The organism is Arenimonas alkanexedens (genome assembly GCF_054781355.1).
Window position 1 is genome coordinate 869,174 of the sequence record NZ_BAAGUO010000001.1, and the last position, 14,242, is coordinate 883,415.

Genomic DNA, 14,242 nt, shown 5'->3' on the forward strand with positions numbered 1-14,242 from the left:
GGTCTTCTTCAGCTCAGGGCGATACGAACCGCGGCGGCGGCGGCGAGGGGAGCCAACACGAGGGCCAGGGCGAGACCCGCCCCCAGCAACAACAGCGCGCCGACCCAGGGCAAGCCCTGCGCGGCGGCCATCACGCTGCCTGCCCCGAACACCAGCACGGGCAGGAACAAAGGCAGCGCCAACAGGGCTAAAAGCATACCAGAGCGCCGTATGCCGACCGTCAATGCCGCCACCACTGCGCCCACCAGGCTCAGCAGCGGCGTGCCCAGCAGAAGCGAGACCATCAGCACCGGCAGGAGTTCCCCGGGCAGGTATAAAAGCTGCGCCAGGAAAGGCGTCGCCAGCACCAGCGGCAGCGCGGTCGTCAGCCAGTGCACGGCCACACGCACGGCCAGCAGCCAGGCCAACGGCACCGGCGCGAGCAGCATTTGTTCGAGGCTGCCGTCTTCGACATCACTGCGGTAGAGCGAGTCGAGCGTAAGCAGGCCCGCCAGCAGCACCGCCACCCACAGCACGCCCGGAGCGATCCGCGCCAACTGCTGGGGGTCGGCGCCCAGCGCCAGCGGGAACAGGGCCACCACCATCAATGCGAACAGCAGCGGCTGGGCGGCGTCGCCGCGACGGCGCCACACCAGCCGCAGGTCACGCTGGGCCTGGGCGCGGGCGGCGGCGAGCAGGGACGGGCGGTTCATGCCGGGACCCGGGCCGGGCCCAGTTCCAGCGTGCGCACCGGTACCGGCGGCGCCGCATAGGCACCGTGGGTGGTGAGCAGTGCGGCGCCGCCGAAGGCCAGATGCGCCTGGATCAGTCGGTTCACCAGTGCGATGCCGTCCAGGTCGAGGTTGGCGTAAGGCTCGTCCAGAAGCCACAGCGGCGCCGGCTGCAGGCGCAGGCGGGCCAGCGCCAGCCGCTTGTTCTGACCGGCCGACAGGCGGCGTGCGGGGCTGTCTTCATGACCGGCCAGGCCCACCGCGGCGAGTGCCGCCACCAGGTCGGCGCCCGCATCACCGCCGTGCAGGGCGTGGCTGTAGGCAAGATTTTCCAGCGCACCGAGCTCAGCCTTGTGGCCGGGAAGATGGCCCAGATAGGCGCTGCCCTGGGCCAGGTGGTCGCGGTCGACCGGGCGGCCCTGCAGCGCGACTTCGCCGCCCGAGGCGGGCAGCAGTCCGGCGAGGACCCGGAGCAAGGTGGTCTTGCCGGCTCCGTTGCCGCCCAGCACCAGCAGGGCCTCGCCGGGCCCCAGCTCGAAATCCAACGGGCCGAAGACCGGCTCGTCGTTGCGTGCGAAGCACAGCCCTCTGGCCTTGAGCAGCGGGGGTAGGGCGTGCGGGGAGTCAGTCATTGCGCGGGAATGCTACGAGCCGGCGCTGGCGGTGTCCATGACGCAAGTCAGTCTGGTCGGGGAACAGAGGCGCGCTAGGCAGGGCGCTTCTTCACAATGATTAAAGGGCGCCGGGTTGCGGGTGGCTCTCCGTCGTTGTGATTGAGGCGCGAGTGAGTGAGAATCGGGGAGTTCATTCATCTGCAGGACAGCTGACACATGCGCGCGACTCCCTTGATGCTTGCGATCGCCCTGGGCCTTGGCCTCCCGGCCGGTGCCCCCGATGCTGCTTCACCCAAGGCGGTAGACGCGCTGCGCGCCGACGCGCTGCAGACCTACATCATCGTCTTCGACGAAGCGCCTGCCGCCCGTTTCCGCGGCTTCAGTCCGATGGAGAAGGGCCGTCCCGCCCTCGCCGCGACGAGTGCCGCGGCGACCGGTGAGCGAAAGTACAACGCCAAGAGTGTCGAAGCAGAGGCCTACGTCGATTACCTAGACGACCTGCGCCGCTCGCGCATGAACGACATGGCCATCGCCCTGATGCGGCCGGTCGATGCGATCCATGTGTTCCACCATGCCCTCAACGGCATGACCGTCGAGCTGACGGCCGCCGAAGCCAAGCGCGTCGCCGCGGTAGCCGGCGTGCGCACCGTGCGTCCAGACTTCCAGCGTTACCTGATGACCGACCGCGGTCCGGCATGGATCAAGGCCGACCAGGTCTGGTCGGGCGCCGTAGTGGGCGTCGCGTCAAATCGTGGCGAAGGCGTGATCGTCGGCATCATCGACAGCGGCATCAACCGCAGCCACTCTTCGTTCTCTGGCGCCGGCTACACCAGCCCGCTGGCCGCTCCGCTGGGCCATTGCGCGGTCAACGCTTTCTTGTGCAACGGCAAGCTGCTCGGCCTGTGGGACTTCACCAGCGCTCCCTCGGGCATCACCACCAATCCGATTGATACCAACGGCCACGGCACCCACACCGCCTCCACTGCGGTCGGTAATCCTTTCACCTCGGGTACCAGTCCCACCGTCTACTCCGGCGTGGCGCCTCGCGCGCACCTGATCGCCTACAAGGCCTGCCCTGGCTCCAGCTGCGACGGCAGCGCCATCCTGGCCTCGATCGACCAGGCCGTCGTTGACGGCGTCGACGTCATCAACTACTCCATCGGCAGTGGCCCCTTCGATCCTTGGGCCGCGGTCGGCAATGCCGGCGCCGATGACGCTGAGGCCTTCCTGGCCGCGCGTGAGGCCGGCATCGTAGTGTCGGCCTCGGCCGGCAACGACGGCCCGGAGCCCGGCACGCACGGCAATCCGGCCAATTCGCCCTGGGTTATGGGCGTCGCCGCCGCGACCCACAACCGCAGCGGCGCCGGCGACCGCCTGGCCAGCTTCAGCGGTCGCGGCCCGGTGGTTCCGCTGGGCGTGATCAAGCCCGATATCACCGGCCCGGGCGTGCAGATCCGCGCCGCTGGCATCGCTGGCTCCACCTCGATGGCGGAGCTGAGCGGCACCTCGATGTCGGCGCCGCACATCGCCGGCGCCGCCGCGCTGCTCAAGTCGATCCATCCGACCCACGGCGCCGACGAAATCATCTCGGCCCTGATGCTTACCGCCCGTCCTTCGATCACCGAATTCGGCCTGCCGACGACCCCGCATGACCAGGGCTCGGGCATGGCCGACGTGGCGCTGGCGGCGCGCGCCGGTCTTTACCTGGACGTGCCCGCGGGCGGCTTCAACACGCCGCGCGCGAACCCCTATACGGGCGGCGCCGAGAACATCAACCTGCCCAGCCTTGGCCACGGTGCCTGCTTCCGCAGCTGCAGCCTGACGCGCACCTTCAAGCTCATGCCGGGCGCCGCCGCTGGCAACTACAGCATCCAGACCAGCATCGACGCCGGCGCCAGCATCACGCCCAGCGTGGCCTCGTTCAACAGCAGTGCACTTGGCCAGGCCGTCAACTTCACGGTCAATGTGGACAACCCGACCATCATCGGCCAATGGGTGTACGGCAGCGTCACGCTGGTGAACAATTCCGGCGACGGCCGTCCGAACCTGCGCCTGCCGGTCTCGGTCTACGTCACGCCGTTTGCCAACCAGGTGGCCGAGGCTGGCCTGGCGCCGATCGTTCGCAGCGTCACCCGCGAGCGCGACTACTTCGACATCCAGCTCAATGGCCTGGTGCCGATGCCGAACGCGCGTTTCAGCGCGTCGAGCCTGGTTGCGCCGGTCACGACCACCCAGAACATTCCGGTCGACCCGACGGAAGCCGACCCGTATGACGCGAACTCCAACACTTACGTGCGCCTGGTGCAGGTGCCGGCCACGGTCGTCGGCAGTGCGCCGGTGCAGTACCGCTGGACGGTCACCACCTCCGCGGTCAATCCGGACATCGACCTGATCGTGGGCCGGGACACCGACAACAACGGTCAACCGCGATCGCAGGAAGAGCTTTGCTACTCGGGCTCCGCGGGCTCGGACGAGAGCTGCGTGCTGACCCTGAGCTCGCAGTCCACGCCGACCACGTACTGGATACTGGTCCAGAACTACAGCGGCCCGGGCACCAACGTCCGCGTCGACTCGACCCTGCTGCCGCTGTCGGTGTCGGGCAGTTCGGCGATGGTCGCCAGTGGTCCCGGCCGCACCGCGGCCAGCGCGTCCTTCCGGGTGCGGGTGGCCTACGATGACCCGACGCTGGTCAACGGCGAATCGCGCCAGGGCGTGCTGTTCATCCAGCCCACCCCGGACGGCACGGCGATCGAGATTCCGGTTCGCCTGACCCGCAGCGGCTCCAGCTTCGAGCCGTTTGCTCTGGCCAACAACGTCGGCCGGGCGGTTACGCTGCCTGCCGGCACCAGCCACGAAAAGCTGTATTTCGACGTGCCGCCGCATGCCACCAGCGTCGAGTTCAGCACCAGCAACAGCAGCGGCAACGTTGACCTGTATGTGGCGCGCGTCGCGTCGCCGACCGGTCCGGTGATTGCTTCCGCTCCGGCCTGGAACAACCAGGCGGCCTTCCGCCAGGCCACCGGTTCGGGCAACGAGACCCTGACCCTGTCGGGCGGCAACCTGCTGCCGGGCCGTTACTACGTAGTGCCGGGCAATGCCACCGGCGGGACCGCCAGCGCCACTGTCAAGGCGCGTATCGTCACGCAGGGCACGCCGGTCGCCTTCTTGTCGGGCCAGTACGCCAACCCGGCGCGCAGCGGCCACGGCCTGTTCGTCGACTTCGCCGGGCCGGTCGGTGCGCCTGACCAGTGGGTGGCCGTCTGGTATGCCTATCTCGAGGACAACACCCCGACCTGGTACTACTCGCAGGGCGCCACGCCCGGCCCCGACGGTACCTGGCGCGCCGATCTGTTCCGCGCGTCCTGGAACGGCACGAGCGGCCATGGCGTGGATGTCGGCGAAGTGATCGTTACGCCGACCGACGCCAGCGGCATGACCATGAGCTTCAACCTCGATGGCCGCAGCGGTTTCGAGCCGATGGTGCGCATCGGCGGCGGCAACTGCCCGCAGTTCAACGGTCAGCCGCTTGATGTGTCGGGCCACTGGTACTCGCCGACCTTGTCCGGCTTCGGCTACAGCTATATCGCCACCGGCGGTGCCAATCCGCAGGAAGTCTTCATTCCCTACGTCTACGATGGCCAGGGCTTCCCGCGTTGGCTTTACGGCCAGCGCGCGTTCGCGGCCGCCAACAGCAGCTTCGACCTGTTCTGGGTTTCCGGCTTCAGCCCGCTGGCGCCCTCGGCGGCGCTCACTGCCAACCCGGCCGGTATCGGCACCCGCACGCTGGCGACCAACAACGTCACCAATATGTCGGTCAACGCCACCTTTGGCGGTGCGCTCGCCGGAAACTGGGTCGAGAACCGCCCCGTGGCACAGCTGTCGCAGCGCAAGAGCTGCCAGTAAGCAATCGTCAACCCGCGTGAAGACAGGGGCCTTCAGGGCCCCTGTTTTTTGCGCAACGGTGGGTGGGACTTCAGTCCCGAGGCTCTGCGTCGGAAGGCATCGGGACTGAAGTCCCTCCCACAGGGCCGTGCGCGGCATAATATTGGCCAAGCCAACGCGATGTCCTTGCCCATGCACGTGCCCAATAAACTGCCCAACGTCGGCACCTCCATTTTCACCGTGATGTCCCAGCTCGCGCAGGAGCATCAGGCGGTAAACCTTGGCCAGGGCTTTCCGGACTTCCCGGTGCCTGCTCGCCTGGTCGATGAACTGGCGCGGGCGATGGCCGAGGGCAAGAACCAGTACGCCCCGGCCACCGGCATCCCGGTCCTGCGCCAGGCCATCGCCGCCAAGACGGCGCACTGCTACGGCCGCAGCGTCAACGCCGATAGCGAGGTCACGGTCACCAGTGGCGCCAGTGAAGCCATCTTCAACGCCATCCTGGCCTTGGTCAGCCCGGGCGAGGAAGTGGTCGTGCTCGACCCCTGCTACGACTGCTACGAGCCTGCGATCGTCCTGGCCGGCGCCCGCCCGGTGCACGTGCCGCTCGATCCCGTGGACTTCAGCGTGGACTGGCAGCGCGTGCGCGAGGCGATCACCCCGCGCACGCGCATGCTGATGGTGAACTCGCCGCACAACCCGTCCGGCGCCATGTTCTCGTCCGATGACATGGCGGCCTTGGCCGCGCTGCTGCGCGACACCGACATCGTGCTGCTTTCGGACGAGGTCTACGAACACATCATTTTCGACGGGCGCCGGCACGAATCGGTGCTGCGCCATCCGGAGCTGGCCGAGCGTGCGGTGGTGATCTCCAGCTTCGGCAAGACCTACCACTGCACCGGCTGGAAGATCGGCTATGCGATCGCGCCGCCGGCGCTTAGCGCCGAATTCCGCAAGGTGCATCAATACAACACGTTCTGCAGCTTCGCCCCGGCGCAGTGGGCGTTCGCGGCGATGATCACCGAGGAGCCGGCGCACTACCAAGCCTTGGGCGATTTCTACGAAGCCAAGCGCGACCGCTTCCGCGAGCAGCTGCTGGGCACGCGCCTAAAACCATTGCCGGTCCCGGGCGGCTATTTCCAGCTGGTGGACTATTCAGCCATCAGCGACCTGCAGGACGCCGAGTTCTGCCGCTGGCTGACAATAGAGAAGGGCGTGGCGGCCATCCCGCTGTCGCCGTTCTACGAGACGCCGCCGCCGGGCCAGCGCCTGGCGCGACTGTGCTTTGCCAAGGTCGAGTCCACGCTGGATGCCGCGATCGAGCGGCTGGCGAAGATCTGATGCAGGACCTGCGCGTCTCGCTGGTGCAGGGCGCCACGGTCTGGCACGACCCGGCCGCCAATCGCGCGATGTACGGCGAGCTGATGGCGCCGCTGGCAGGCGTGACCGACCTGGTGCTGTTGCCGGAAACCTTCACCTCCGGCTTCAGCAACGAGGCGCTGGCCACCGCCGAGGGCATGGACGGGCCGACCGTGACCTGGATGCGCGAGCAGGCTGCGCGCCTGGGCGCCGTGGTCACCGGCAGCGTGCAGCTGCGGGTGGGCGAGGGCGTCTACAACCGCATGCTTTGGGCGACGGCGGACGGCGAGCTGCACACCTACGACAAGCGCCATCTTTTCCGCATGGCGCGCGAGCACGAACGGTATGCGGCGGGTCGGGATCGGCTGACGGTTGAGCTCAAGGGCTGGCGGGTCTGCCCGCTGGTCTGCTATGACCTGCGCTTCCCCGTATTCGTGCGCAATCGTTTCGGGGTCGAGGCGCCCGGCCAGTTCGACTACGACCTGCTCTTGTTCGTGGCCAACTGGCCGAGCCCACGCCGTTATGCCTGGCAGACCCTGCTGCGTGCCCGCGCGATCGAGAACCTTTGCTATGTGGCGGCGGTGAATCGCAGCGGCAGCGACGGCAACGGCATCCGCTATGCCGGCGACAGCGCGGCGCTGGATTTCCTGGGACAGCCGCAGCTTGAGTTCGGCGAAGGGGTGCACGTCGGCACCACCACGTTCTCGGCCCAGGCGCTCGCGGCACACCGCGAACGCTTCCCGGCCCAGCTCGACGCCGATCGGTTCGAGCTTCTGTAGGGGGCCTCACGGCCCCCGCAAGACTCAGTCGTCCGAAGGCAGGCCTTCGGGACGCTTCTTCTTGAACGGCGGCGGGCCGCCGTTGCCGGCGGCGCGCGGGCCGCGGTTGCCGTCCACCGGGCCACGCGGGCCCTTCTTCGGGCCCGCATACGGGCTATTGCCGGCGGACTTGTTGCCGCCCGGACCGGCCGGACCGCGGGAATGGCCGTAAGGCGCATCGCCGGCCGGCTTCGGACCGCGCGGGCCGCGGGCCTGGCCGTAGGGCGAATTGCCCTGCGGACGCGGGCCGCTGGGCTTGCCGCCCGGACGCTGGCCGCGCGGCGGCGCGACCTTGGAACCGGTCTCGACACCTTCGGGCACATACCAGCTGCGGAACGCGGCCGGATTACTGTCGTGGGCATTGGCGTGCGTCGGCTGGGCGTCGCCGCGCGGGGCACGCGGCTTCTTGTTGAAGCCGCCGCCGGGCGCGCCGGGCGCGCGATTGCCGAAGCTGTCATCGCGCGGACCGCGGTTGCCCGCAGGCGCGCCGCCGGGCTTGTTGCCGTAAGGCTTGGCGCCGAAGGGCTTGCCGCCCGGTCGCGCGCCGCGCGGCGCATCGGCGCCCATCGGGCCCGAGAACGGCTTGCCGCCCGGCGTATTGGGATTGCGCTTGCCGCCCTTGGCCGCATACGGACGGCCGGCGCCAGGCGCCGGGCGACCGCGGCCGCGGCCGGGCTTGTCTTCACGGAAGGTGTCGAAGCGGCGCAGTTCGCGCGCCTCGTCGTCCACCGCGCCGTTCACGTAGGAAGCCTGCTTGCGATCCTTGCCAACGCGGATCTCGGTCGGACGCGACTTGCGCTGGCCGATCACCGGCTGAAGCGTCAGGACCGGCGGATTCTGCTCGAGCTGGAACTGGGCGCGCAGCTTCTCGACCTGGTCGGAAGACAATTCCTCGCAGTGGCCGCGCTTGAGCAGGCGCGGAAGGTGCACGCTGCCGTACTTCACGCGCTTGAGGCGGCTGACGTTGAAGCCGACCGACTCCCACAGGCGGCGCACTTCGCGGTTGCGGCCCTCGGTGAGCACCACCTTGAACCAGGCGTGCGAATCGGAGCTGCCGATGCGCTCGATTTCATCGAACTTGGCCGGGCCGTCTTCGAGCTGCACGCCCTTGGCCAGGTTGCGCACGACCGTGTCGGGCACTTCGCCGTGGATGCGGCAGACGTACTCGCGGGCGATGCCGCTGGACGGGTGCATCAGCGCATTGGCGAGCTCGCCGTCGGTGGTGAGCAGCAGCAGGCCGGTGGTGTTGATATCGAGGCGGCCGACCGCGATCCAGCGCGCACCCTTGAGGCGCGGCAGCGATTCGAACACCGTCGGGCGACCTTCGGGATCTTCGCGCGTGGTGACTTCGCCCTCGGGCTTGTTGTACAGCAGCACGCTGGCGGGTTCAGTCAGCGCCGTTGCCACGAAGGTCTTGCCGTCGAGGTCGATGCGATCACCGCCCTTCACCGACTGCCCGGTCTGTGCGACCACGGCGTTGACCTTCACCAGGCCCTGGGCGATGCGCTCTTCCAGCGCACGACGCGAGCCGAGGCCGGCCTGTGCCAGCACCTTGTGCAGTCGCTCCTCAACCTTCGCGGACGGCGTACCGCCCTTGGCGCGCAGCGAAAGGGTCGTTTTGATTTTGTCGCTCATTGCTTTTGCTCCGGCTCGGCGGTGTCGCCAGCCTCAGTGTCGGAAGGATGCTCACTCTCGCCTTCGCCGTCGGCGTTGGCGGCATCGGTCGTCGTGGCGACGCCGGTGTCGTGGTCGTGGTTCTCGTCGCCATCGTTGGCGAAGTCGTCGTCATCGGCGATGAAGTGGCCGTTGCCGGCCTCATCGTCGCTGTCATCGGTGTCGTCGTGCTCGTCTTCGCCGAGCGCATGGCCACCGCCTTCGATTTCCTCGTCGAGGCTGGCGGCGAGGGCGGCGCTGGCGATGCCCGGCACCATGTCGAAGGGCAGCTGCGGCTCGAGCTCCGGGATGTCCTTGAGTTCGGCCAGCGGCGGCAGCTCGTCCAGGCTCTTTAGGCCGAAGTAGTCCAGGAACACCTTGGTGGTGCCGAACAGCTCCGGGCGACCCGGTACGTCGCGATGGCCGATCGAGCGAATCCATTCGCGCTCTTCGAGCATCTTGATCATGTTGGCGTTGACGCTGACGCCGCGGATCTGCTCGATCTCGCCGCGGGTGATCGGCTGCCGGTAGGCGATCAGGGCCAGGGTTTCCAGAGTGGCGCGGGTGTATTTGGTCTGGCGTTCGGTCCACAGGCGCGCGACCCAGGCGTGGACGTCGGCCTTGACCTGGTAGCGGAAGCCGGAGGCGACCTCGACCAGCTCGACGCCGCGCTCGGCGCAGCCATCACGCAGGACCTCGATGGCGAGCTCAAGGCTGTCCTTGGGCGGCTGTTCCTCGTCGGGAAAGAGCCCGGCCAGCTGGGCCAGGGTCAGCGGTTGCGGGGCGGCCAGCAGGGCGGCCTCGACGATGCGTCGGATCAGGGTTGGGTCCATGGTCTCGGGGTCGCGGTCTTCAGGCGTAGTCATCGTCGACGCCCTCGGAGGTGGGGGAGGGAAGTTCGCTATCGCCGCCACCGTCGCCGGCGGCCAGCGACTTGACGTAGATCGGCGCGAGCTGCGGCCGGGGCGACTGGATATCGGCGTGCGCCGGCGGCGGCTCCTGCACGATTTCGAGCAGCTGTTCCTTGGCCAGTTCGAGCACTGACAGGAAGGTCACGACAACACCCAGGCGGCCTTCCTCGGCGTTGAACAGGGTCTCGAAGCCGTGGAACTGGCCGTCGTCGAGCTTGCCCAGTACCTCGCCCATGCGCTGGCGGACGCTGAGCGCCTCGCGCCGGATCGCGTGGTGGGTGAACAGGTCGGCGCGCTTGAGCACGTCGCGCAGCGCCAGCAGCATCTCGCGCAGGTCCACCGGCGGCGGTACCTTGGCGACGTTGCGTTCGGGCACGTGGGCGTGCACGGCGGCCGTATCGCGGTCCAGGCGGGGCAGGCCGTCGATGTCCTCGGCCGCCTTCTTGAAGCGCTCGTACTCCTGCAGCCTGCGCACCAGCTCCGCCCGCGGGTCGGCCTCGAGGCCTTCTTCGCTGGGCGGGCGGGGCAGCAGCATGCGCGACTTGATCTCGGCCAGGATGGCGGCCATGACCAGGTACTCGGCGGCCAGCTCGAAGCGCATGTCTTCCATCGCGCCGATGTAGTCCACGTACTGCCGGGTGATCTCGGCGACCGGGATGTCCAGGATGTCCAGGTTCTGGCGGCGGATCAGGTAGAGCAGCAGGTCCAGCGGTCCCTCGAACGCATCCAGGATGACTTCCAGGGCGTCCGGCGGGATGTACAGGTCCTGCGGCATCTGCAGCACCGGCTGCCCCTTGAACACCGCCAGCGGCATTTCCTGCTGCTGCGGGGAGGGCGGGAATGCCGATTGCTCCGCCGGGATCGCGGTGGGTTCGCTCATCAAGTGCTCATGCAAAGGGTTTTGGCTCGTATCGAGCTGTTCGAACTGGCCCGAGGGGGCCGGGGTGCAACGATGACTCGCTACTGCAGGTTCGCGACGTCATGGGCAGGCCAGGTCGCTTTACAGTGAAACGGGATGGAACCCCTGACGGACCACCTCGGGGGTGTCCCCCGTGCAGTCCACCACGCTGGTGGGGCCGGGCTCGCAGTCCTCGGCGTCCAACATCACGTCGGCCCAGCGCAACCAGCGCTCGGCCACCACTTCCGCCTCATGGCTGGCCGGGTCGGTTTCGTCCGGCAGCAACAGGCTGGTTGAAAGCAAAGGCTCACCCACCGCTTCCAGCAGCGCCCGCGTGACCACGTGGTCCGGCAGGCGTATGCCGATGTCGCGGCGCTTGCTTCGGCCGCTGTTCTTGATGCGCTTGGGCAGGTCCGGGGAGGCTGGCAGGATGAAGGTGCAGGGTCCGGGGGTCAGCGATCGCATCAGCCGGAAGGCCGGATCGTCGAGCCGGGCCAAGCGGCCTGCCTCACTCAATTGGCGACAGAGTAAGGTGAAAGGGTGCTTGCTGTCCAGTTCGCGCAGGCGCTGGACGCGCTCCTCGGCCTCTTTGGCGTTCAGGCTCCAGACCAGGGCATAGCCGGCATCGGTCGGCACCAGGCCCAGGCCGCCGGACGTGAGCACGGCGGCCGCCTTGTCGATCAGGCGGGACTGGGGATTGACGGGGTGGACGTGTAGACGATCTGCCATACCCGATTGTGCCTTGTGGCGGGCGTCTGGGCGAGGGTGGGGAAAGTCTTATTTATCTATCCCCGGACGATCCCTTACCTTGCGCAGTCTTTCCTGCGGAGATCGTCATGCGTCCTTTCCTCCTTGCCTGGCTGCTGTCTTGGGTCCTGCTTGCGGCGCCGGCACAGGCCGAGCCCTTGCCCGCCGAGGTGTTCCTGGCGCCAGCCGACATCGCCAGCCTGACCATCTCCCCCGACGGCGAGCACTACGCCGCCACCGTGCCGCTGGAGGACAGGACGGCGCTGGTGATCCTGCGCCGCTCGGACATGAAGCGCAGCGGCTACGTGATGTTCAAGGCTGAAACCCACGTCACCAATGTCCATTGGGTCAACAACCAGCAATTGGTCTATTCGGACGCCCGGCGCATGGGTCCGCTGGCGGCGCCACGCGCCAGCGGTCGCCTTTACAAGATCAATGCCGACGGCAGCGAGGGCGGCCCGATCGTCACCGAGCTGGCGTTCCTGCACCACACGCTTCGGGGCGACGACGAGCATGTGCAGGTGATCCGTCGAAGTGCCGGCGCGACGCCGCGCCTGGTGCGCCTGAACATCAACACCGGCAAGTTCGTCGGCGAACAGGTCAAGCATCCGCTCGATGGCGGCAGCTTTCATTCCGACAATGCCGGGGTGGTTCGCTTCGCGTCCGGCTACAAGGACTACGAGATTCGTTCGCGCCAGTTCCAGCGCGACGACGACGGCGAGTGGCGCGAGATCAACTCGGAGGAGGAGACCGGCGTCGAGCTCTATTTCACCGGCTTCTCGGCCGACAACAAGACCGCCTACCTGATCATCGAGTCGCCCGAGGGTCCCGACGGGCTCTACGCCTATGACATGGCCACGGGCGTGCGCACCTTGGTGGCCCGGCACGAGCGGGTAGACATCGGGCAGATACTGCGGTCTCCGCTGGACGGCGGCGTGATCGGCGTGGTCTTCCTCGCCGGTAAGCCCGAGGTCAAGCTGATCGCCCCCGAGGACCCGTTCGCGAAGGCGCTTGCGCACGTGATGCGCGCCTTCCCGGGCTCCTACGTCACGCCGACTTCCTACACCCGCGACGGACGCATCGGCATCTACCACGTCAGCTCGGACGTCAATTCGGGGGAGTACTACCGGGTTGACCACGAGGCGGGCGGAGCCGCTTTCGTCATCGCTGCCAACGAGCGGCAGGATCCGCGCCTGATGGCGCCGATGCAGGCGATTTCCTTCAAGGCCCGCGACGGCGTCCAGCTCGATGGCTTCGTGACCGTGCCCCGGAACGCCGGCGGCAAGCCGGTGCCGCTGGTGGTGGTCCCCCACGGCGGGCCCAAGGGCATCTTCGACGTCTGGGGCTTTGACTCGGAAGTGCAGCTGCTGGCCAGCCGTGGCTATGCGGTGCTGCAGCTGAACTTCCGCGGCTCGGGCAACTATGGCCGTGCCTTCCGGGAGTCGGGCAACGGCGAGTGGGGCGCGAAGATGCAGGACGACGTGACCGACGCCACCCAATGGGCGATCAATGAAGGCATCGCCGCGCCGGGTCGCATCTGCCTCTACGGCGCCAGCTACGGGGCCTATGCGGCGATGATGGGCTTGGTGCGCGAGCCGGACTTGTACGCCTGCGGCATCGGCAACGTCGGTCTCTACGACCTGGTGAAGATGTACAAGGCCGATGCAAACTCCCGCTTCGGCCGGGACTACTTCGGCACCGCGCTCGGTGATGTCGACCTGGCCACCATCTCGCCGGCGCGCTTGGCCGATCGCATCCGGGTGCCGGTGCTGCTGGGCGCCGGTTCACTCGACGAGACCACGCCGCTGGAGCAGACGCGCGCCATGCAGTCGGGCCTCAAGGCCGCAGACGCGCCGGCCGACGTGCGGATATACGATCTCGAGGCGCACGGCTATTATCAGATGAAGAATCGCCGGGACTGGTCGCAGCGCGTCCTGTCCTTCCTCGAAGCCCACATCGGCGAGCCGCGCCCCGCGCCCGGCGCGCCCTGAGGAATCTGTCATGTGGTACCTGATCCACGGCACTGATCTGCCGAACTCGCTCGCCGGTCGCAAGGCCCATCGCCCCGCGCATCTCGCGCGGCTCGAGGCGCTGCGCGACCAGGGCCGGCTGAAGCTGGCCGGTCCGCTGCCGGCGATCGATGCCGAGGATCCCGGTCCGGCCGGTTTCACCGGCAGCATCATCGTCGCCGAGTTCGGTTCCCTGGCCGAGGCCAATGTCTGGGCGGCGGAAGATCCCTACCTGGCCGGTGGGGTCTATGCCCGGGTCGACGTCAGCCCGTTCCGTCCGGTGCTGCCGTGAGCCTGCCGCGCGAACAGCGCCCGGAGGCGATCCGCGCCGCGCTCGAGGCCGCTCTGGCACCGGAGCGGCTCGAGGTCGTGGACGAGAGCCATAAACACGCCGGCCACGCCGGCGCCCGCGATGGCCGCGGCCATTTCGCCGTCACCGTGGTCAGCCAGGCCTTCGCCGGGCTGGCGCCGCTGGCCCGGCACCGGCGGGTCTATGCGGCCCTGGGCGAGATGATGGAAACCGATATCCACGCCCTCTCCATCCAGGCCCTTACCCCGTCCGAAGCCTGAGTCCGGGTCGCCTCGGAGGCCCGGAGCCGCTGTTATACTGCCCGTCGGCCGCGTGCCGGGGATCGCGCTCT

General features: G+C 68.2%; 11 protein-coding genes and 1 pseudogene. 6 read left to right on the top strand and 6 right to left on the bottom strand.

From position 1 onward, the window contains the following. Positions 1-8: 8 nt before the first annotated feature. Positions 9-692, bottom strand: coding sequence for a heme exporter protein CcmB (gene ccmB / locus ACYVGY_RS04090; RefSeq protein WP_460456184.1), 684 nt, complete (start codon positions 690-692; stop codon positions 9-11). Beyond that, positions 689-1,342, bottom strand: a complete 654-nt coding sequence (gene ccmA / locus ACYVGY_RS04095) for a heme ABC exporter ATP-binding protein CcmA (RefSeq protein WP_460456185.1) — start codon at positions 1,340-1,342, stop codon at positions 689-691. The genes ccmB and ccmA overlap by 4 nt, the downstream gene beginning before the upstream one ends. A gap of 198 nt (positions 1,343-1,540) precedes the next feature. Between ccmA and ACYVGY_RS04100 the strand changes: the two genes are divergently transcribed. The 3 genes from ACYVGY_RS04100 (at position 1,541) to ACYVGY_RS04110 (ending at position 7,344) form a co-directional block, all read left to right on the top strand. Further along, positions 1,541-5,227: a S8 family peptidase gene (locus ACYVGY_RS04100; RefSeq protein ID WP_460456186.1), complete on the top strand. Its 3,687-nt coding sequence runs from the start codon at positions 1,541-1,543 to the stop codon at positions 5,225-5,227. Between the two features lie 171 nt (positions 5,228-5,398). Beyond that, positions 5,399-6,547, top strand: a complete 1,149-nt coding sequence (locus tag ACYVGY_RS04105; protein WP_460456257.1) for a pyridoxal phosphate-dependent aminotransferase — start codon at positions 5,399-5,401, stop codon at positions 6,545-6,547. Continuing rightward, complete coding sequence (locus ACYVGY_RS04110) at positions 6,547-7,344, top strand: amidohydrolase (RefSeq protein ID WP_460456187.1); 798 nt, start codon at positions 6,547-6,549, stop codon at positions 7,342-7,344. Before ACYVGY_RS04105 ends, ACYVGY_RS04110 begins: the two co-directional genes overlap by 1 nt. A 24-nt stretch (positions 7,345-7,368) precedes the next feature. On the opposite strand, the gene rluB is transcribed toward ACYVGY_RS04110, so the two are convergent. From rluB to ACYVGY_RS04130, 4 genes and pseudogenes are all read right to left on the bottom strand, one after another. After that, on the bottom strand, positions 7,369-9,018 hold the full coding sequence (rluB, locus tag ACYVGY_RS04115; protein ID WP_460456188.1) for a 23S rRNA pseudouridine(2605) synthase RluB: 1,650 nt from the start codon (positions 9,016-9,018) through the stop codon (positions 7,369-7,371). Positions 9,019-9,023: 5 nt separating this feature from the next. Then, positions 9,024-9,869: pseudogene (gene scpB / locus ACYVGY_RS04120) on the bottom strand (SMC-Scp complex subunit ScpB); the annotation flags it as partial. Positions 9,870-9,888: 19 nt separating this feature from the next. Then, positions 9,889-10,827, bottom strand: coding sequence for a segregation and condensation protein A (locus ACYVGY_RS04125; protein ID WP_460456189.1), 939 nt, complete (start codon positions 10,825-10,827; stop codon positions 9,889-9,891). A 120-nt stretch (positions 10,828-10,947) separates the two neighbouring features. Continuing rightward, positions 10,948-11,574, bottom strand: coding sequence for an L-threonylcarbamoyladenylate synthase (locus ACYVGY_RS04130; protein WP_460456190.1), 627 nt, complete (start codon positions 11,572-11,574; stop codon positions 10,948-10,950). Between the two features lie 107 nt (positions 11,575-11,681). Between ACYVGY_RS04130 and ACYVGY_RS04135 the strand changes: the two genes are divergently transcribed. From ACYVGY_RS04135 to ACYVGY_RS04145, 3 genes are read left to right on the top strand one after another with little or no spacing between them, the layout of a single operon-like run. After that, positions 11,682-13,583, top strand: a complete 1,902-nt coding sequence (locus tag ACYVGY_RS04135) for an alpha/beta hydrolase family protein (protein ID WP_460456191.1) — start codon at positions 11,682-11,684, stop codon at positions 13,581-13,583. A gap of 10 nt (positions 13,584-13,593) precedes the next feature. Beyond that, on the top strand, positions 13,594-13,893 hold the full coding sequence (locus ACYVGY_RS04140; protein WP_460456192.1) for a YciI family protein: 300 nt from the start codon (positions 13,594-13,596) through the stop codon (positions 13,891-13,893). After that, positions 13,890-14,171: a BolA family protein gene (locus ACYVGY_RS04145; protein ID WP_460456193.1), complete on the top strand. Its 282-nt coding sequence runs from the start codon at positions 13,890-13,892 to the stop codon at positions 14,169-14,171. Before ACYVGY_RS04140 ends, ACYVGY_RS04145 begins: the two co-directional genes overlap by 4 nt. Positions 14,172-14,242: the final 71 nt, after the last annotated feature.